General features: G+C 46.3%; 18 protein-coding genes. 9 read left to right on the forward strand and 9 right to left on the reverse strand.

Annotated elements, in window-relative coordinates:
• Positions 1–5: 5 nt before the first annotated feature.
• The 3 genes from INR79_RS09455 to INR79_RS09465 are packed head-to-tail and all read left to right on the forward strand — an operon-like array spanning position 6 to position 4,462.
• On the forward strand, positions 6–2,861 hold the full coding sequence (locus INR79_RS09455) for a formate dehydrogenase subunit alpha (RefSeq protein ID WP_223093820.1): 2,856 nt from the start codon (positions 6–8) through the stop codon (positions 2,859–2,861).
• A gap of 11 nt (positions 2,862–2,872) precedes the next feature.
• On the forward strand, positions 2,873–3,481 hold the full coding sequence (gene fdh3B / locus INR79_RS09460) for a formate dehydrogenase FDH3 subunit beta (protein WP_004401723.1): 609 nt from the start codon (positions 2,873–2,875) through the stop codon (positions 3,479–3,481).
• A 9-nt stretch (positions 3,482–3,490) separates the two neighbouring features.
• Positions 3,491–4,462, forward strand: coding sequence for a formate dehydrogenase subunit gamma (locus INR79_RS09465; protein WP_223093822.1), 972 nt, complete (start codon positions 3,491–3,493; stop codon positions 4,460–4,462).
• Positions 4,463–4,499: 37 nt separating this feature from the next.
• Here the strand turns inward: INR79_RS09465 and INR79_RS09470 are convergent, their stop codons facing one another.
• Positions 4,500–5,705: an MFS transporter gene (locus tag INR79_RS09470; RefSeq protein WP_223093824.1), complete on the reverse strand. Its 1,206-nt coding sequence runs from the start codon at positions 5,703–5,705 to the stop codon at positions 4,500–4,502.
• Between the two features lie 109 nt (positions 5,706–5,814).
• Positions 5,815–7,521 (reverse strand): sensor histidine kinase, encoded by a 1,707-nt coding sequence (locus INR79_RS09475; RefSeq protein ID WP_223093825.1) that lies wholly within the window; start codon positions 7,519–7,521, stop codon positions 5,815–5,817.
• A gap of 77 nt (positions 7,522–7,598) precedes the next feature.
• Between INR79_RS09475 and INR79_RS09480 the strand changes: the two genes are divergently transcribed.
• From INR79_RS09480 to cobB, 3 genes are all read left to right on the forward strand, one after another.
• Positions 7,599–8,015 (forward strand): BLUF domain-containing protein, encoded by a 417-nt coding sequence (locus INR79_RS09480; protein ID WP_004400464.1) that lies wholly within the window; start codon positions 7,599–7,601, stop codon positions 8,013–8,015.
• 281 nt (positions 8,016–8,296) lie between these two features.
• The gene (locus INR79_RS09485; RefSeq protein ID WP_223093827.1) at positions 8,297–9,517 is read left to right on the forward strand and encodes an ammonium transporter; all 1,221 of its coding nucleotides are present in this window, start codon (positions 8,297–8,299) and stop codon (positions 9,515–9,517) included.
• Positions 9,518–9,663: 146 nt separating this feature from the next.
• Entirely contained in the window at positions 9,664–10,401 is a 738-nt protein-coding gene (gene cobB / locus INR79_RS09490; protein ID WP_022590831.1) for a Sir2 family NAD+-dependent deacetylase, read from the forward strand.
• 96 nt (positions 10,402–10,497) lie between these two features.
• On the opposite strand, the gene INR79_RS09495 is transcribed toward cobB, so the two are convergent.
• The 7 genes from INR79_RS09495 to potA all read right to left on the reverse strand — a co-directional run bounded on the left by INR79_RS09495 (position 10,498) and on the right by potA (position 17,461).
• A complete protein-coding gene (locus INR79_RS09495) occupies positions 10,498–11,682 on the reverse strand; it encodes an aspartyl protease family protein (protein WP_223093829.1) in 1,185 nt (394 codons plus the stop codon).
• Positions 11,683–11,814: 132 nt separating this feature from the next.
• On the reverse strand, positions 11,815–12,204 hold the full coding sequence (locus tag INR79_RS09500; RefSeq protein ID WP_223093831.1) for a hypothetical protein: 390 nt from the start codon (positions 12,202–12,204) through the stop codon (positions 11,815–11,817).
• A gap of 208 nt (positions 12,205–12,412) precedes the next feature.
• A complete protein-coding gene (locus INR79_RS09505; RefSeq protein ID WP_004400474.1) occupies positions 12,413–13,456 on the reverse strand; it encodes an extracellular solute-binding protein in 1,044 nt (347 codons plus the stop codon).
• A gap of 166 nt (positions 13,457–13,622) precedes the next feature.
• Positions 13,623–14,657 (reverse strand): extracellular solute-binding protein, encoded by a 1,035-nt coding sequence (locus tag INR79_RS09510; RefSeq protein WP_223093833.1) that lies wholly within the window; start codon positions 14,655–14,657, stop codon positions 13,623–13,625.
• Between the two features lie 89 nt (positions 14,658–14,746).
• Entirely contained in the window at positions 14,747–15,517 is a 771-nt protein-coding gene (gene potC, locus INR79_RS09515; RefSeq protein ID WP_022550722.1) for a spermidine/putrescine ABC transporter permease PotC, read from the reverse strand.
• A complete protein-coding gene (potB, locus tag INR79_RS09520; RefSeq protein WP_223093835.1) occupies positions 15,517–16,374 on the reverse strand; it encodes a spermidine/putrescine ABC transporter permease PotB in 858 nt (285 codons plus the stop codon). The genes potC and potB overlap by 1 nt, the downstream gene beginning before the upstream one ends.
• Positions 16,358–17,461, reverse strand: coding sequence for a spermidine/putrescine ABC transporter ATP-binding protein PotA (gene potA, locus INR79_RS09525; protein ID WP_022604234.1), 1,104 nt, complete (start codon positions 17,459–17,461; stop codon positions 16,358–16,360). Before potA ends, potB begins: the two co-directional genes overlap by 17 nt.
• 726 nt (positions 17,462–18,187) lie before the next feature.
• On the opposite strand from potA, the gene INR79_RS09530 reads away from it, so the two are divergent.
• Genes INR79_RS09530 through INR79_RS09540 form a run of 3 tightly spaced genes read left to right on the forward strand, consistent with a single transcriptional unit; the run spans position 18,188 to position 20,449 of the window.
• Entirely contained in the window at positions 18,188–18,991 is an 804-nt protein-coding gene (locus INR79_RS09530) for a hypothetical protein (RefSeq protein ID WP_223093837.1), read from the forward strand.
• Positions 18,984–19,799, forward strand: coding sequence for a glucosaminidase domain-containing protein (locus tag INR79_RS09535; RefSeq protein WP_223093839.1), 816 nt, complete (start codon positions 18,984–18,986; stop codon positions 19,797–19,799). The genes INR79_RS09530 and INR79_RS09535 overlap by 8 nt, the downstream gene beginning before the upstream one ends.
• Positions 19,799–20,449, forward strand: a complete 651-nt coding sequence (locus INR79_RS09540; RefSeq protein ID WP_223093841.1) for a DUF2987 domain-containing protein — start codon at positions 19,799–19,801, stop codon at positions 20,447–20,449. Before INR79_RS09535 ends, INR79_RS09540 begins: the two co-directional genes overlap by 1 nt.
• The last annotated feature ends 17 nt before the right edge of the window (positions 20,450–20,466 follow it).

The following is a 20,466-nucleotide window of genomic DNA, read 5'->3' on the forward strand; positions in this document are numbered from 1 at the left end:
ATGGAATGAAACTTACCAAGCGTTCCGATAGCGTCAACAAGGAAGAATGCCAAATCGGACTTAGCCGCCGTTCTTTTATGAAGAACTCAACACTCGCCGCAGGGGGAGCCGCTGTAGGGGCTTCTATGTTTGCGCCGGGCATGATGCGTAAAGCAGAAGCAAAGAGTGTGTCGGCAAATACCCCCGTAGAAATTAAACGCACCATCTGTTCCCACTGTTCAGTGGGTTGCGGCATTTATGCCGAAGTGCAAAACGGAGTCTGGACGGGTCAAGAACCGGCTTTCGACCACCCGTTTAATGCTGGCGGTCATTGTGCGAAAGGCGCGGCACTGCGTGAGCATGGTCACGGCGAACGCAGGCTGAAATATCCAATAAAGCTGGAAGGCGGAAAGTGGAAACAGCTTAGCTGGGATCAGGCCATCGAAGAGATTGGCAACAAAACACTGGAAATTCGCAAAGAATCTGGACCCGATTCGGTTTACTTCCTCGGCAGTGCCAAGCACAACAACGAACAAGCCTACATGTTCCGTAAGATGGCGTCGCTTTGGGGCACCAATAACGTCGATCACCAGGCTCGGATTTGTCACTCCACAACGGTAGCTGGTGTGGCAAACACCTGGGGCTACGGGGCAATGACCAATTCTTTTAACGACATGCACAACTGCAAGTCGATGCTGTTTATCGGATCTAACCCTGCTGAAGCGCACCCAGTCGCCATGCAGCACATTCTGATCGCCAAAGAGAAGAACAACTGCAAAATCGTGGTCGCGGATCCTCGTCGTACCCGAACCGCAGCCAAAGCGGATCACTTTGTTTCTATCCGTCCGGGTTCTGATGTCGCCTTTATTTGGGGCATCCTCTGGCATGTGTTCAAAAACAACTGGGAAGACAAAGAATTCATTCGCCAACGCGTATTTGGCATGGATGAAATCAAAGAAGAGGTTGCTCGCTGGACACCGGCTGAAGTTGAACGCGTTGCAGGTGTGAATGAAGCGGAAGTATACAGAACCGCTAAGCTGCTCTCTGAAAACCGCCCGGGTTGTGTTGTCTGGTGTATGGGCGGTACCCAACACACCACAGGTAATAACAACACCCGTGCTTACTGTGTTCTTGAGCTGGCGCTTGGCAACATTGGTAAGAGTGGTGGCGGTGCCAACATCTTCCGTGGTCACGACAATGTACAGGGCGCGACCGATTTGGGCGTGCTTTCTCATACGCTTCCGGGTTATTACGGTCTGTCTGACGGCGCGTGGAAACACTGGTCTAAAGTCTGGGAAGTCGATTTCGAGTGGGTTCAGAATCGCTTCGATCAGAACAAATACCGTGACAAGAAGCCAATGAACAACATGGGTATTCCCGTGTCTCGCTGGATCGACGGTGTTTTAGAAAACAAGGACAACATCGAGCAAAAAGACAACATCCGAGCCATGTTCTATTGGGGACACGCGGTGAACTCCCAGTCTCGTGGCGTAGAGATGAAAAAAGCGATGGAAAAACTGGATATGATGGTCATCGTCGATCCGTATCCGACTGTTGCGGCTGTCATGAATGATCGCAAAGACGGTATCTATCTGCTTCCTGCGACCACTCAGTTCGAGACTTATGGCAGTGTTACCGCTTCTAACCGCTCACTTCAATGGCGTGACAAAGTAGTAGAACCGCTGTTTGAATCCAAACCCGACCACGAGATCATGTATCTGCTGTCGAAGAAACTGGGTTTCTCCGATCAGTTGTTTAAAAACGTGAAAGTCGAAAACAACCAGCCTCTGATTGAAGACATCACTCGCGAATTCAACCGTGGTATGTGGACGATTGGCTACACAGGTCAAAGCCCAGAGCGTTTGAAAGAACATCAGCAAAACTGGCATACCTTCCACAAAACCTCACTGGAAGCAGAAGGCGGACCCGCACACGGTGAAACCTACGGTCTACCTTGGCCTTGCTGGGGCACGCCGGAAATGAAACACCCAGGTACGCACATCCTCTACAACACATCCAAGCCAGTTGCAGAAGGGGGTGGTAACTTCCGTGCACGTTTTGGTGTGGAATTCGAAGGAAAGAATCTGCTTGCGGTGGACAGCTATTCGAAAGGCTGTGAGCTGGAAGATGGCTATCCAGAGTTCAACGACAAACTGCTTAAAGCACTGGGTTGGTGGAATGACTTAACGGAAGCCGAGAAAACCGCCGCAGAGGGTAAAAACTGGAAAACCGATTTGTCGGGTGGCATTCAACGCGTCGCCATTAAACACGGATGTATCCCGTTTGGTAACGCCAAGGCACGAGCGGTGGTCTGGACGTTCCCAGATCGAGTGCCACTACACCGCGAGCCTCTGTACACCCCAAGACGCGATCTGGTTGCCGACTACCCAACATGGGACGACAGAGAATCCATCTATCGTTTACCTACCTTATACAAATCCATTCAGGATCAGGATAAGTCGGGCGAGTACCCCATCATTCTTACTTCTGGTCGATTGGTTGAATACGAAGGTGGGGGCGAAGAAACGCGTTCCAACCCTTGGCTGGCTGAACTTCAACAGGAAATGTTTGTAGAAGTGAATCCGAAAGACGCCAACGATCTTGGCTTTAGGGATGGCGACATGGTCTGGGTTGAAGGTGCCGAGAAAGGGCGTATTCACGTGAAAGCCATGGTGACAAGACGCGTGAAACCGGGAATGGCGTTTGTTCCTTTCCACTTTGGCGGAAAGTTCCAGGGTAAAGATCTTCAAGATAAATACCCAGAAGGGACAGACCCGTATGTCCTTGGTGAAGCGGCAAACACCGCCACTACTTATGGTTATGACCCAGTGACCCAGATGCAGGAGACCAAAGTAACTCTCTGCAACATTCGTAAAGCGTAAGGAGTCATAAAATGGCTAAGATGAAATTCCTATGTGACACCAAACGTTGTATCGAGTGTAACGGCTGTGTCACCGCATGTAAGAACGAAAACGACGATGCCCTCGAATGGGGGCTTCAACGCCGACGTGTCGTCACACTAAACGACGGTGAAGCGGGTGAAAACTCCATTTCAGTTGCGTGTATGCATTGTACCGATGCACCGTGTATGGCGGTTTGCCCAACGGATTGTTTCCGTCAAACCGAAGACGGCATCGTACTGCACAACAAAGACTTGTGTATCGGTTGCGGATACTGCCTGTTCGCCTGTCCATTTGGTGCGCCACAATTCCCGCAAACCTCTGCATTTGGTGAGCGTGGAAAAATGGACAAATGTACCTTCTGTGCTGGCGGTCCTGAAACTGAAAACGGATCTTCTGAAGAGAAAGTGAAATACGGAGCTAACCGCATTGCGGAAGGCAAGCTGCCTATGTGTGCCGAGCTGTGTTCTACCAAAGCTTTGTTAGCAGGCGATGCGAATACCGTGTCTGAAATCTTCCGCCAGCGTATGGTGGAAAGAGGCGGCATTAGCTCCGGCTGGACAAGCGGTGAAGATCTCGCATTCGACGCAACCAAAAGCTAGAGGACCAAAATGTTACCACGCATCATCGTTACCTTCTTTTCGTTGTTTCTTGTGTTTGTTGGCAAGCCTGTGCTTGCCAACGAATCTGCAAGCGCGGAAAAAGAGATCGCTCAGCTCGCCGGAGCGGATTACTGGCGTTTGGTCAAAAATGGGGAAGAGGGCTATACCACGTCTCAATCCTCTGAACACGGCGTATTGATCAATGCCAGCGGTCAGCTTTGGCGAGAAGTGCGTAACAAATGGGTGACGCCCATCGGAGGTTACGTCATCCTGGGGGCTTTCGCCTCTTTACTGGCGTTTTATCTCTGGGCAGGGCAAATCAAGCTCTCTAAAGAAAGAACCGGAAACAAAGTATTAAGATGGACGCCGTTTGAGCGCGCGCTTCACTGGTATACGGCATCACTGTTTCTGATTCTTGCCTTATCCGGTCTGCTGTTGATGTATGGTAAGTACATCATGAAACCCGTTGTGCCTTACGGAATCTGGGATTTCGTTATTGCAGCATCTAAGGTATCGCACAACTATCTGGGTCCGCTGTTTGTGATTGGTCTGGTCGTCATGTTGATAAAATGGATGAAGAACAACTTCTTCAACAAAGTGGATCTGGAATGGTTTAAACAGGGCGGCGGTATACTGCCAAACGGAAAGCACCCTCAAGCAGATTTCTGTAACGGGGGCGAGAAAATCTGGTTCTGGCTACTGGCAACGGCAGGGGTAACAGTATGCGTGACCGGTTTGATTATGGATTTCCCTATATTCAATCAAACCCGAGAACTGATGATGGTGGTCAACATCCTCCACGGTATTTCGTCACTCGGATTGATCGCCGCTTCGCTTGGGCACATCTATATCGGTACGGTCGGTACAGAGGGGGCTCTGGAAGGCATGAAAACCGGTTATGTGGATGAAACGTGGGCAAAGCAACACCACAACATTTGGTTTGAAAGAGTCAAAAAGCAGGAAGGCGAAAGCCAGCAATGAAAATAAACAAGAAGCCCCTTTACGGGGCTTCTTTCATTTAGTCACGCCGCCGCCAGATAAAGACAGCAGTAATACAACCCGCTACACAAAGAGCAGCTGTGATACCAAACAGTCCGTTACCTTCGAATGAATCAATGGCATACGCAAATACAGGTGGACCGATGGTTGCACCTAAATTCCCTAACTGAGCAATTGCGCCATTTCCCATCGCTCGTTCTGATTCGGTTTGGGATAAGTAGGGAATCAAGGTAAAAGAAGCGCCTTGCACCATACCCGAGAACAGCATCAGTACCACTGCCGCAGCGACAAAGTAAAACTCCTGATGTTGTAACTTGATGGTAGAGAACGTCGCTAAGGCAATAGCGATATACGCGACAAACAAAAGAACAGGCGCTTTCAAAGAATACTGAGTCAGGGCACCCGCCAGAAAAGTACCAAGAATACTCACCAGCGGGAGTACGACGAACAGCAGGCTTCTTATTTCTTCATTAGCCGATGTTCTCGGAATAAATGTAAGGAGCGCCACAAACATGAAGGTGTGGAAGAAAAACACAACACCCGGGAAACACGTTCTGGGATTCAGATAAACCCGAATTGTCGTCTGAAAAAGCGTGTACAGGCTTCCTATGCCGCCTCCTTCACCATTTTGATTACGAGGGTGGTGTAAGACAAAGAACACGATCAAAGGAATGGACAGCAATGCATGACCAAGAAACAGCCCAGAAAGACCATACACAGATAGAATTTGATTTCCGAGCCAACCTGTAACGGCAAACGCAACTCCGAAAAATGCCCCCCAGATCCCCATAACTAGAGAGTGATGCTTTTTCTGCGCCTGTTGAAGCATAAGTGTTGGGGCGGCAATCACCACACCCAAATGCGATGCCCCTTCGATAAACCGACTCATAAGCAAAACTGGGTAGCTAGGGAGCGTAGATTGAAGCAGAGAAAGACCTCCACCGATAAGTAAAGAGCCTATAAGGACTCGGCTGTAGCCTATTTTTCCAGACAGCACGCCACCAATCACACCCAGAACCAGCCCGACCATGCCCACAACTGAGAGCAAAGTGCCCGCTGAAGCTCCATCAATCTGGTAAGCCGTGAGTAAGTACTCGTAGGATATGGAAAACTTGGCAAACTGCATTGCCGCAAATATTCCCGCAAACCAGAGAAAAGCAATACTCAGCCATTGGGTTTGATTCAGGATTCGGGTATCAGCCGTGTCACAAGAAACGCTACTCATAAATAGTTAACCACCTGCATGTTTTTGGAGCGACACAATTCAATGTCGCTTTTTCTCCAATGTACATGGCGATGACTATTTTTTATGAGATTTAGATATGATTATCAAATCAACCAACTGGCATTTTTAAAATGACGCGAGTGAAGTTTTCTGGCTCCGACTCGATTCGGATCGAACCATGCAGTTTCTGCATAACAAACTGAGCAATAGTTAACCCCAGGCCAGTTGCGTTCTTCTTGCCATTATTGGTGTAAAACGGTTCAAAGACTTTAGCCAGAACCTCGCTATCCATACCAGTTCCGTTGTCTTCTATCAGAAGCCTTACATACTGGTCGTCTGCGCGAGTCGAAATACTAATGTAGGCACCTTGTTGGTCTTTGCGATCAATCGCGTCGATTGCATTTCTAAACACCAGCTCCAGCACTTTTCGCAGCATGTTTCGGTTGCCCGTCACCATTAAGTTCTCGTCCATCTGATTTTCTACCGAAATCCCTTCAGGGTTTAAGAAGGCATCATCCTTGGAAAACGCGCTCGACAATTTGAAAGGCGTGAGTCTGGCATCGAGAGATTTATCGGCAAACACCCGCAGGCTTAGTAACACGTCTTTCACTCGCATCAGCCCGGATTCTGAATCCGAAATAACGGACTGAATGTCTTCGAGGATCTCGCTTATATCGGTTTCTTCGTAGTAGATAGCGACCACTTCGTGCTTAGCTTCATTGTTAGGTTCCATAAATAACTGCTTGTGCAATTCCAGCAGTTCCAGAATGGAATCAATGTATTGCTTTAAAGGTTCGAAATTTCCCAGCGTAGAACTGATTGGGTTATTCATTTCATGCAACAAGCCAACAGCAATGTTACTGAGCGAAAGCATTTTCTCGGACTGAATCTGCTCTTCGTTATCATCTTTGATATGCGCCAGCGACACCTGTGCCTGTTGGAATCTTTGGTTCACTTCTGCCATGGCGTAACGGCGTTCAAGACGTGAGTGCAATTGATGCGCGACTTCTTCGAGCACTTTCAGGTTGGTAACGGTAAGCAAATCCAGATGCTTTTGCTCGATAAGACAAACCAGAGCGTATCTGACTCGTTCATAAATACTGATGGGGAAGAGCAGTATGGCAGCACCACCAAATGCACTGTGAATTGGAGCTGGCGGGTCAAGATTTACCAAAGGACGCGTCGTTAGCTTTTCAATCGAGACATTGGCTTTGAGTGTTTGACTGTCGTTTTCACTCGCCAGTGACAACGTTTTATCTTTAAGTTGGAAAACGTTCTGTACCAGTCGCTCCTTGGACACGTCGTAAAGAAACGCATGCTTTGCCGAACAGAAATTGCTGATGGCATCGATAACGAGCGCAAGAAACGTCTTCTCGTCTGCATTCTTTGTGTCTGAACGCCCGACCTGATGGAGCATGGTTAACCGGCTCTGAAGCATGGCTTCGTTTTCATTCATAGCGCTGTGGCGCTCTACATCTCGCTGGAAATAGAACTGGAATATATTCTCCGGAGTGGTTGTGAGGCTTAAACAGTGATCAACACCTGACATGGTCAGCGCTTGGGTAAGTTCACCGTCAAAAACAACCCAAATGGTCATGGTCTTTCTGCCTAGCGTACTCCTTGCGTATTGGCAAATCTCAGGAATGTCATCAAAACTATCAATATTACAATGCAGGATAGCGATATCTGGTTCAAACGAACGAATGGATCGCATGACTCTTCTGGACGGGGTGTGCTCAATGGTGACGTTGGCTGCACTATTCACAAACTGAAAAGTGTTTTTGAGCTCTTCAGACAGCAAAACCTTAACAGACATATTTTCCCAAATTCATATAGTTGGACTATATTTTAGAATAGTAAAGAATACAGAAATGCGCTCAGGAGAAATGGCATATGGCAACAATTCGTCTTTTATACTACAGCGAAGCAACCAAAGAGATGTCTTTAGCGGATTTGAAAGAGATTCTTGGCACAGCCAGAGACAACAACTCTTCACAGGATATATGCGGCATGCTCTGCTATGACAACCAGTTCTTCTTACAGGTTCTGGAAGGAGACAGTGAAGAAGTGAGTGAACTTTTTATTAAGATTGGTCAGGATGTTCGCCACGACAGGGTGGCCATTATGTCGGTACAGCAGATAGAGAAGCCGGCGTTCCAGAACTGGCAGATGGGTTATGCAGGGTCAAGTGAGTTGCTGCAGTCTCTGCTACAAGAGCTCAACCTTGACGCTTTTGAACCAGACAAACTCACGCCCAAGCAAGCTGCTGAGATTTTGTACAAGCTCTCAAAAAGCCAGACTGAAGTGTAAACCGCTCTGCGTGAGTGACGCGCAGAGTTTGCACCAATTTGATCAACCCAACCGGGTGCAATCTCACCATAATAGTGCACCTGAGTATTCGCATCTTTTGAATTTATTCTTCCTCAATAATATTTTTATTATTTATAACAATACCTTAAATCATTTTTAACGAATCCAATTCTCTTTGGAATGATCCTTGCGTTATAGCTGAGAATTATCTTTCCCTGATTTGGGGAATAAGACTCAGAGTGCACAGGAAGCGTGCAAAAATAATAAAGGAGTAGTTAAAGATGAGTAATACCGTTGCGGACTTGCAGGGAGCAGTCCACACACTCACTCAGAGTTCAGATACCTTATTTCTTCTTCTCGGTGCCATCATGGTTTTCCTCATGCACGCAGGCTTTGCTTTTCTTGAAGTGGGTACCGTGCGTAAAAAGAATCAGGTCAACGCCTTAGTAAAGATTCTTGCGGATTTCGGAGTGTCTGCCATTGCTTATTTCTTTATCGGTTACTGGATGGCTTACGGTGCCAACTTCTTTGCTGATGCAGAGACATTATCGGCAGGCAACGGATACGAGTTGGTTAAATTCTTCTTTTTACTTACTTTTGCTGCAGCCATTCCAGCCATCGTATCTGGCGGTATCGCAGAGCGTGCTCGCTTTTATCCGGTACTGATTGCGACCTTCTTTACGGTTGGTCTGGTGTACCCGCTATTTGAAGGCATGATCTGGAACGGTAACTTTGGTCTTCAGGATTGGTTTGAATCCTCATTTGGCGCAGGTTTTCATGATTTCGCTGGTTCTGTTGTGGTTCATGGCGTAGGTGGCTGGATTGCGCTGGTGGCGGTTATTTTCTTAGGCATGCGTAACGGCCGTGTCAGGGCAGGGAAGCATACCAACTTTGCGCCCTCTAACATCCCGTTTCTGGCACTTGGCGCGTGGATCTTATGCGTAGGTTGGTTCGGGTTCAACGTGATGTCAGCTCAGACTCTTGAAGGAATCAGTGGTCTGGTCGCCATGAACTCTCTAATGGCGATGACTGGCGGTATTCTCACCGCATTGGTTGCAGGGCGCAATGACCCGGGGTTCATCCACAATGGTCCTTTAGCCGGGCTGGTGGCCGTTTGTGCGGGTTCCGACCTGATGCACCCAATTGGCGCTCTCATTACAGGTGGCGTTGCGGGCGCGATATTTGTTTACCTGTTTACCTACCTTCAGAACAAAACCAAAATTGACGATGTACTGGGCGTCTGGCCACTGCACGGTGTTTGTGGTGCATGGGGTGGTATTGCTGCCGGTATTTTTGGTCAGAGTAGTCTTGGCGGTTTAGGTGGCGTAAGCTTAACTGTGCAGGTTCTGGGTACGGTTATCGGAATCGTGGTTGCTCTGATTGGTGCAGCCATTGTTTACGGCATACTCAATGCAGTGACAGGTCTAAGACTGTCTGAAGAAGACGAATTCAACGGTGCAGATCTGGCGATTCACAAAATCGGTTCAACCAGTGAAGACTAATCTGAAATCAGGTTCAAAAATAAAACATTCTTCAGAAGGGCGACGATAGTCGCCCTTTTTACGACTATGGTCTAGCGCCATACCCTTTTTACCATTGTGTCTTTAGTGCTAAGGTTAGGGGACATAATTACAAGGATGTGTGTCGTATGAACTTCCCCTACAGAAACATTGTGATTCTCACTGGAGCAGGGATATCCGCCGAATCAGGCATTCAGACTTTCCGAGCTCAGGATGGGCTATGGGAAAACCACAGAATTGAAGATGTGGCGACCCCTGAAGGGTTTCAGCGTAACCCTGAACTGGTGCAAGAGTTTTACAATCAAAGACGCAGAAAACTGCAAGATCCCGCTATAAAACCGAATACTGCGCACGAAGCGCTAGGAAAGCTGGAAGCACAACTGGACGGCAAAGTCACCGTTATCACCCAGAACATAGACAACCTTCACGAACGCGGTGGCACCAAGAACATCATTCACATGCACGGTGAACTGCTGAAAGCGCGATGCAGTGAATCGAATCAGGTGGTGGATTGCTCTGAAGACATCCTATCTGGCGATCTTTGCCACTGCTGTCAGATGCCAACTCAGATGCGACCTCACATTGTTTGGTTTGGCGAAATGCCGCTCCGAATGGGCGAAATCTATCTGGCACTCGAAGAGGCCGATTTATTTATTTCGATTGGCACATCCGGTGTTGTGTATCCAGCTGCGGGCTTTGTCCACGACGCAAGAATGCATGGTGCACACACCATCGAAATTAACCTTGAACCAAGTGCGGTCGAAAGTGAATTCGAAGAAAAACGCTATGGAAAAGCGAGCATTGAAGTACCAAAACTGGTCGAAGAGTTATTAAGCGAACCCGACGCATTGCGTGCTCATGCATAATCAACTTCTTTAATGAAAGATTTCAGATACGGCAGGCTTGTATGAGCCTGCCTTTTGTTTATCGTTACTAGTTGTTTTCTCTACTAACAAAGGCCGTCAGATCTCTATTGTCAGTTCTTTACCATTTCGACGAATCTTCATCGTTAACTCACCCTTGGGTACAGTTCGGAGCAAATCACCCAGTTGACGTATTTCAATAGGCTTGTAGTGTTTTCCATTCGCTTCCAAAACCACGTCGCCATTTTGCAGCCCGTATTGAGTCAGCCTTTCTTCTGGGTTGTAGAAGATCTCTAACTGCTCATTGGAAAAACGCACATAAATCAGTCTTTCCGGCTGCTGCCAGGTTTCTTCTATAGAAGTCGCGTCATAACAGAACATGAGCTTGTTTGGCATAAAAGCAAAGCGATCAAATCGCGAGAAAAAGTCCATGCCAACCGCATACTGGCTAATGTTCGCCGACACTTCAATCTCACCCAGAGGCATCCCTTCGAAATAGAGATCTTTCACTATGTAACTGTGTTCCTCTTTAAAACCATTTGCATCATAGGAGAGTTGTGGCTCAGGGTTTTGATATATCGATTTGGTTTCCTGCTCAAGCAACTGAATAAAGTCCTCTCCAAACCGAGAATCGGTCGCACCAGTATCCGTCATAACGGTCACATCAAGATCCCCGTAGTTCATGACTAGCCAAGGAGCACGGTTGTATGTATCTGAATAGCCAACACACTGTTGAAAGTCTGCAGCATTAAGGGCGTAATCGTATGCAAAAAGCTGATTCGAACGATTGTCTTTGAGCCAGGTGAGTTTTCGGAATGTGTCAGCGCCTAAAATGCCGTCTATCTGGATGCCGTTACCTTCGGTGATAACATCAAATTCAAACCCAATCCACAGGTCATGGTCGTGAATGACTTTGTCACCAATTGACATTTCCACCGGTTCAAAAAAGGAGAAGCGATCGGGTTCTACAACACCGGAAACCCCAGTGATGTTTCCAAAATCTCGGCGAAGAATAGGTGGAAACGTGTCTAGAGATATCTGCTTAGTAATTTGTCTGGCAACGTCGGGATCAATAAAAGTGACGCTTGCACCTGTATCCAGCAGAAAGTGATAGCGTTTTCCATCAATAACAACGGGAACGATTAAGGCGTGAGAAGAGGGCTGCGACGCAGTCATCACAGGGTCATGGCTGGTTTCGGTTGGGAGGGAGGAGCAACCCGACACTAGACCCATTCCTAAAAGGACAGACAGCGAAGCATAAGTTTTTGATTGAAGTAATTTCATTTGTATTGTTGTTTTATTATTCGGAGAATTAAAACTAATACAAAATATAATCCCTCTCAATCACTTGTTAACTACATTATCAACATGTGCACAAAAACTTAAAAAGGATAATTGAACTGGGAACTTCTTGGGCTAATCCAGAGCCAATGAGCCATTGTTGATGGCAGCGAACCGATTCACATCCTTGATATGTTCCAGCATTTCGGTTTTGCAGTTTGAGTCCGAGGAAGCATATAGAGAAACGAGCTCTTGAACCAAGTGGTTCAGTTCTGTTGGGACACGCGAGACAGCTGGCTTGGTCTCTTTTTTCTCAACTTTCTTTTCGGAAGGCGAGTTTAAAGTTTCTCTCGCTTTGCTATGAACTATGTCTAGATGAAAGTTCTTAAGAGAGATGAGTGAATCTCTATGAGGATGATACTTGCTGGATTGCAAGGCACGAATATCAGAAAGAAGCTGCTCTGCAAGTTTCATAAGCTCACGATAGGTTGTCGGGACTTTGAAGTCGTGTTTATTGTTGTCCATAACCAGCTCCTTTGATCTTTTCTTAGAGTTTGTTCTTTTTATGAACTTTTACTGACATAAATAACGAAACGATCACTGAAAGCTCGATTTTTATACAAATATTTTTCCTGTATAAGAATTGAGTCTGTATATGGTTGAAAAGAAATAAAAAAGAGCGGGGGAAATCCGCTCCTCTTGTCTCGATACTTTTCTAGAATCTTTAAGTGACTTACAGGTTCACTTTAAGTTTCTGGAAGTACTCTTCATAGAGTGTGCTGGCTTCACCCACTTCATCTTGCCATTCGCCACTGTCCATCACCTCTTGAGGAGGGAAAATACTCGGATCATTCGCAAACTCTTTTGGCAGTAGAGGGTAAGCCGATTTCACTGGTGTAGGGTAACCAATTTCTACCGCAATTTTCGCTGCATTTTCAGGGCGAAGCAGGAAGTCGATCATCTTGTGTGCGGCTTCGATGTTTTTCGCACCACTTGGAATCGCTAAGCTATCCATCCAGAAGATGGTGCCTTTCTCTGGCCACACGATGTCGATGGTTGCACCTTCCTGGCGTGCCATGTACGCCGAACCGTTCCAAAGCATACCCAAAGAAGTTTCACCAGCTAGGTAAGGGTTCGCAGGGAAGTCTGAGTTAAACACCAACACATTAGGCATCAATTTTTTCAGCTCTTCGTACGCGGCTTTGATTTCATCAGGGTTTGTAGTGTTTGCGGAATAACCCAGCTTGGTTAACGCAATGTGGAAGACTTCACGAGAGTCATCCATCATCATCAGCTGACCTTCCCATTTGGTGTCCCAGAAATCATCCCAGCTTTTCACGCTGTCTTTGTCTAGCATGTCTGAGTTAATGCCAATGCCCGTCGCGCCCCAAATGTATGGGATAGAGTAGTCATTGTTTGGATCGAAAGGCTTGTCTAGGTAATTAGCATCGAGATCGGCAAAGTGAGACAGCTTTTCTTTGTCGATTTTTTGCAGCATCTTCTCTTTGCGCATCTTAGATACAAAGTAAGTAGAAGGCACCACAAGATCGTAACCTGAACCCTGAGTCTTCAACTTGGCATACATGCTTTCGTTAGACTCGTAAGTAGAGTAGATAACTTTAATTCCGGTTTCCTTGGTAAAGTCTTCTAAGACTTCGCTTGGGATGTATTCGGACCAGTTGTAGAAATACAGTTCTTCGTCTGCAGCAGAAGCGTTGAAAGAAAGGATAGATGCAGCACTGATAAGACCAGCAAACAGCTTAGAGCAATTTTTCATTGTTTCCCTTTATCTGTTAGTGGGAGAGCGTCGTGGCACGTGTTATGTGTAACTTGAGTATATGTGCTCAGCCTCTCAAAATTAGGTGGCAGAATTGTACTCCAGTTTATGAAAAATGAAAAAGGGCAATCGAAATTGCCCTTAGAAATAACATTCAGATGATATTTTATTGACCAGCTTTTAGCTTCATAAAGTACTCTTCATACTTCACTGTCTTATCGCCGACCGCTGCCTGCCATTCCACTCGGTCTAAATCTTCCTGAGAAGGGAAGAGTGGTGACACGTCTTTAAATTTCTCGTTAGACTCTTTTACCGCGGTTAAATAGCCTGCGTTTTTTGAAATTTGCTCTGCGACTTCCGGGCGAAGCAGGAAGTCGATCATCTTATGCGCGGCATCCACATTTGCTGCACCGGAAGAAATAGCAAAGTTATCCACCCATCCAATACCGCCTTCTTTCGGGAAAACCAGTTCCAACGGCAAACCTTCAGCCTGCGCAGCAGCGGCTGAACCATTCCAGAGCATACCAACACCCACTTCACCAGAAAGGTAAGGCGCGGCTGGGTTATCTGAGTTGAACACCAGCACGTTTGGCATCAGTTTTTGCAGCTCTGCATACGCTTCATCGATTTGCTTTTCATCGGTGGTATTACCGGAATAGCCGAGCTTGCGAAGAGCAATATGGAACACTTCACGTGTGTCATCCATCAGCATCAACTGACCTTCCAAATCGGAATTCCATAGATCGCCCCAGCTGTTAAACTGGCTTGCATCATACATATCGGTATTCACCGCTAAGCCCGTAATAGCGACAACATGAGGAATCGAGTAGTCGTTGTTTGGATCATAAGGCTTATCGAGGTAGTTGGTATCGAGTTTGTCGAAGTTAGTTAACTTAGACTTATCAATTTTCTGCAACATGCCTTCATCGCGCATTTTGGAAACAAAATACGTCGACGGAACCACCAAATCGTAACCTTTATTGTGAGTTTTCAGCTTGGCATACAAGGTCTCGTTCGACTCGTAGGTCGAGTAAATCACTTTAATGCCTGTTTCATCGGTAAACTGTTTTAAGAGATCGCTCGAAATGTACGGTCCCCAGTTCATGAATACCAATTCTTTGTTTTCGTCCGCTTGTACTGATTGAGTCAGTAAAGAAAGCGCACATGCACTACCAGCTAAAAAAGTAGCCCATTTTTTCATTAACGTTAGCTCCAAACTAAACGGGATAAGAAAACATCGCAGTCAAACACTGCGCTGTCGAATGAGTAAAATAAGTTTATCACTCTAATTTACTTCACTTTTTCTCTTGCAAGCAATTGTGAAATCACAACCAACACAAGAGATACCACCAGCATCACAGTTGCCAGTGCATTCACTTCTGGCGAGATGCCGACTTTGACCATTGAGTAGATCTTCAATGGCAGAATTTCGTACGTTGGACCGGTGACGAATGAACTGATGATTACGTCATCCAGAGACAGCGTAAAGCTCAACAGCCAACCCGCCGCAACCGCAGGTTTCGCCAGAGGCAGGATGATTTGCTTTAGAATCACCCATTCACTCGCACCCAAATCTTTCGCCGCTTCCAGCATTTTTACATCAAAACCATTCAGGCGGGAGTAAACCGTTACCACCACAAATGGCAAACAGAACGTGATGTGAGCAAAGAAAAGGGTAAAGAAACCCAATTGCACGCCCACTACTAAGAACAGAGCAAGCAACGAAATCGCCATAACAATGTCTGGAGACATCATCACAATGAACAGCAGGCCATTCACCATACCTTTGCCTTTAAAGCGATAGCGGAATAGGGCAACCGCTGTCAGGCTTCCTATGATGGTGGCTGCTGTTGCGCTGAACACCGCCACATTCAGTGAGTGCCATGCGGCTTGCATCAGGCTGTCGTTGTTCACCAGCGCTTCGTACCATTTCGTGGTGAAGCCTCCCCATTTCATACCAAACTTGCTGGCATTGAAGGAGTTAACAATCAACACAATGATTGGCAGATACAAAAACGCGTACACCAACGTCATAAAGCTAAACTTAATTGACTTGCCCATCAGCTTAGCTCCACTTTCTTATTCAATAGTTTTCCTGCCCTGTAGTAGGCATACAACATAATCGCCATGGCAACCGTCAGTGCAATACTGGTTGCGGCACCAAACGGCCAATCTCGAGCATTAAGCACCTGACTCTTGATGACGTTACCAATAAGCAGGTTCTTCGCACCACCCAGCAAGTCAGAAATGTAGAACATCCCTAATGCAGGAAGCAGAACCAACAAACAACCGCCGATGATGCCTGGCATAGTCAGTGGCAATACCACTTTCAACAGCGTCTGAAGCTTGTTTGCACCCAGATCGCGAGCTGCTTCCAGGTAGGTGTCATCCAGCTTTTCTATCGCGGAGTACAACGGCAAAATCATGAACGGCAGCAGGATATAAACCAAACCAATCATTACAGCAGATTCGGTGTACATAATACGAATCGGCTTATCGATAATGTCCATCGCAATTAGGCTTTTGTTTATGATGCCTTGTGTGCCTAACACAATTTTCAATCCGTATGTGCGAATCAGTGAGTTAGTCCAGAACGGCACAATCACCAAAAACAACATAAACGGACGCCATTTCTCAGGCATTTTTGCCACGATGTAGGCAAACGGATACCCAATCACCAGACAAAGCAGTGTCGCAACAATCGCCATATAGAACGAATGCCACAGCACTTTGAAATAGTGCGGGTCCGCTAAACGAGCGTAGTTTTCAAGCGTGAAGGTCATCTCAATCAGATTGGCTTCATCGCGGGTCAAAAAACTGGTTCCGATGATCATTAAGTTCGGAAACAGCACAAATATCACCAGCCAGCCTACAATAAGGCCGATGATGGCATTTTGTAGATTAAGCTTCTTGTTCATCTGCCAGTACCACTTCCCAGCTTTCAACCCAAGTTACGGCGACTTTCTGACCCAGAGAATGGTCTACATCCGGATCATCTTCATTGAAGAACTCACTGACCATAACGCGCATGCCCGATTCCAGTTCCACCACGGAATCCAGTGTCATGCCTTTATAGGTTCGGTCAATTACGTGCCCGACAATGCCTTTTGACTCATTTTCTTTAATTTCTTCAAGTCTTAAATCTTCTGGACGAAGCAATACTTGTAGCTTGTCGCCACCTTTAACGGCTTTGTCGTAATAGACGGTGGACTCCACACCTTCGATGTTTGCTTTAATGCGTTTGTCGTCGATACGTGCAATCACATCAGCATCAAATACGTTGATCTCGCCGATGAATTTCGCCACGAACAGGTTTTTCGGCTCTTCGTAGATTTCACGAGGGGAGCCGTCTTGCTCAATCTTCCCGTCTTTCATCACGATGATGCGGTCAGACATAGACAGCGCTTCTTCCTGATCATGAGTAACGAAAATAAAGGTAATACCTAACTGACGTTGCAGCTGTTTCAGCTCGATTTGCATCTGCTTACGCAGTTTGTAGTCGAGTGCAGACAAAGATTCATCCAACAACAGTACTTTAGGCTTGTTCACTACTGCACGTGCAATCGCAATACGCTGCTGCTGACCGCCAGAAAGCTGATGCGGCTTACGCGCAGCCATATGATCCAGGCGCACCATTTTTAGCGCTTCAATTACGCGAGGTTCAATATCAGCCGAAGGCACTTTTTGCATGCGCAAACCAAATGCGACGTTGTCGAACACCGTCATGTGCGGGAACAGAGCATAGCTCTGAAAAACCGTATTCACATGGCGCTGTTCTGCTGGTGTAGCCGTAACATCGACACCATCAAGTTTGATGGTTCCCTGATCGCTGGTTTCAAAGCCCGCGATCATCCTCAGTACCGTTGTTTTGCCACAGCCAGACGGACCAAGAATGGTCAGGAACTCGCCGTGATTCACGTTTAAGTCGAATCCATCAATGATTTTTTTACCATCAAAGCTTTTCTCGATGGACGACAGTTGTACAACATGAGTTGGCTTTTTCAATGTCTGTTTTTCTCCTAATTAAAAGCCAGCACTGGTCTGCTTGATTCTAAAAAAACATCCCAGAACGTATGTGGAGTGGGGAGCGAATCATATTCCTCAAAACGGTGTTCGCAAAGCATTTTCTTACACAAAAACCTAAAAATTTTTGCGGCTTTTGCTTACCTGTTTGTACCTCATCTCTAAACCCTTATTCATCAAGAGTTCGAATGCTGATTTAAGCATTAAACTATATACCCAAATTACCTGAAGATTCATGGTTCAGAGCTATATCTTCTTTTTCAGTTCAAGGAAAAGTGCGCTGTGTAATGGTCCACCCTTTCCAAGCTCTTTGACGAAGAAATGGAATAGAAGATAAGCTCCCAAGGGCGAGTTTGCTTGCTTTTCATACGTCGTTATCGATTTTCGATTTAGTACACTAAATCCACAAATCGCTGCCTTGTCTGAAAATCAAGCAATTCTCGCTGAACATAGACTCTTCAGGTAGTTTGGGTATACCCCTAATCTTTCGATTTATAGACGGAATTTTTGCCCGACAACGGAATCGAACCAAAAGAAATGGCAAGAAAGTGCAATTATTGGTCAATTGAATCTAAAATTAAACAAGTGTTGCATTCTTGCTTTTAAGACTTCGCAGAGCGCACGTATAATCGCCATCATTTAGTACTTGCCGCAGAGCAAGTTGTACCAAGAAAGCTATAAGGTCAGGGCACTGACCCGGAAGTATCTATGAATAATGAGATAGTAAAAGATTTCAATCTGGGGGGGAGCATCGAACAGGCTCTTTCAGGGAATTACGAACTCAAACCCAGCGACGTCATTCAGGAAGCCTGGAAATATACGGTTAAAAACTTCTTCTCGTTTTCCCCAGCAATTATGGCACTGATCGTCATTCAGGCTTTGATTTTCTTTATCGCGCTAAAAATGCAGCTTGGTGACCCATCAGTGTTGCTCAGTTTGCTTCAAACCCCAGAGAAGATGGATCCGCAGATCGTCAGTTCACTCCTCTTTGCCAATTTCAGCTATGAGCTAATCAGTGCACCTCTTTCCGCAGGTATCAGTTTGATGGCGATGAGCCACGCCGCCGGGTTAAGAACCAAATCTCGTCATATGGCAAAAGGTCTTCAATACACGATTCCGATCATCCTGGCGACCATGTTCAACCTGCTTTTGCAGGGCGTAGCGGGGCAGTTGCTGCCTTTCCTCTCCATTTATCTGACCATTGCGTTTAGCCATTCAATCTTGCTGATTTGCGAAAAACGAATTCCGCCGATGCAGTCTTTATTGCTGTCTTTGAGAGCTGTAAACAAAAAATTACTTCCAATAGCTGGCATTTATCTCGTTGTCGCTTTCATGTTCTTTATGGCGACCATTTTCTATGGTATTGGTCTTATCTTTGTTGTGCCTTTCTTCTTTCATGTCAAAGGCATACTGTATCGCAACATGTTTGGCATTCAGCTCAAAATCGTTGCTTCTGATATTCCAGCGAAACCTCAACAAGGTCCAGATAATTCCGGAACATTTGATGCTTAAAAACCTGCTAAAACTTATCGCTGCTGTGTTTTTCACAGTGGCGATTTTATTTCCTTTCTACCCAAAAAAAGAACCAGCCCCCGTTGTTCAACAACCACCAGTCAAGCCACTACCTGAAATGGGCGCTACGCCTGATTTCGCAGCCATCGGCAATGTAGGCAAGAAAAAGACGGCATTCTTTGGCTTTCTTTCCCCGGCAATCGCAATAGAAAATCACCGAATCCAACAAGAAAGAGATTTTCTGAGTTCAATGCTAGAAGCGGAATCAACCGTTCGCCAAAACCCAGATAATCTCGCCAAAGCTGAAAAACTCGCGAAAGCCTATCGATACGCGACCCCTTCTGAAGGCATTACTCAGAGTTGGATCCAAGCCATGTTGCTTCGTGTGAACGTGTTACCTCCAGCGCTTGTTCTAACGCAGGCTGCCAATGAATCCGCATGGGGAACGTCAAGATTCGCGACTCAGGCAAACAACTACTTTGGTCAGTGGTGCTATCGCGCAGGGTGTGGATTAGTGCCACTTAGAAGAACAGAAGGTGCAACCCACGAAGTGGCGAAGTTCAATTCCGCGCAAGAGTCTGTTGCCGCTTACTTTATGAACGTTAACCGCAACCGAGCGTATGCGGAGTTGCGCACAATCCGAGCCGAGCTGGAACAAACAGGACAAGACCTGAAAAGTGAGAAGACGGCACTCGCATTGACGCAAGGATTAAGTCACTATTCGGAGCGTGGTCAGGCGTACGTAGATGAACTGCAAGCCATGATCAGACACAACAAGAAATATTGGTCTGAGTCCGGAAAACAATAATGAAAATTCAATCTTTATTAGCCCTAACTGTTTCGCTAGGTTTAGCGCTGCCAACTCAAGCGCAGGAATACATGTTCACTTATTCCAAGCTCTATACCCAAATGAAAAACAACGCCAAAGAAGGGCACGATGACGTTAAAGTCGGGCTTTTCTTTATCGATGCAGACACCAAAAAGCTCTGCAAACTTGAGAAGGCGTGGATGGAGAAGGAAGAACATTACGAAGAGTTTGATACCTCTGGTTTTGAACTCAAAGTACCTGTCGATAAGAACTTAAAATCGGCAAACCCTTTGGTATTTGTGCGTACCGAAAAAGACAAACGCTGCGACTTCTCCATGGTTGTGATGGCAAAAGAGCAGTTTAGCGGAACAGTTCAATACGGTGATGTCGAGAAGCTGTTGCCTCAGATGCAGGTGATGCTGGAAGATTTAGGCGGTATGTTCGCAAGCTGGTTTACACCGGATGTGGAAGGCGTAACACTGGAGTTTGCTAACGAACTGAACAGTGAAATCAAGCTTTCTAACGGCAAAACTATCGATGTGGTAGACGGTCGTGCATACCTAGCACTGAACCAAATCACAGAAAACGGGAGCTTCACTTTGCCTGAAGCAACAACCCGTGTGCTTCCATACCTGCCTAAAGCGGACTAATCGCTATTCGCCTGCAT

This window comes from Vibrio sp. SCSIO 43132, from assembly GCF_019904195.1.
In the GTDB taxonomy this organism is placed as follows: Bacteria; Pseudomonadota; Gammaproteobacteria; order Enterobacterales; family Vibrionaceae; genus Vibrio; species Vibrio nigripulchritudo.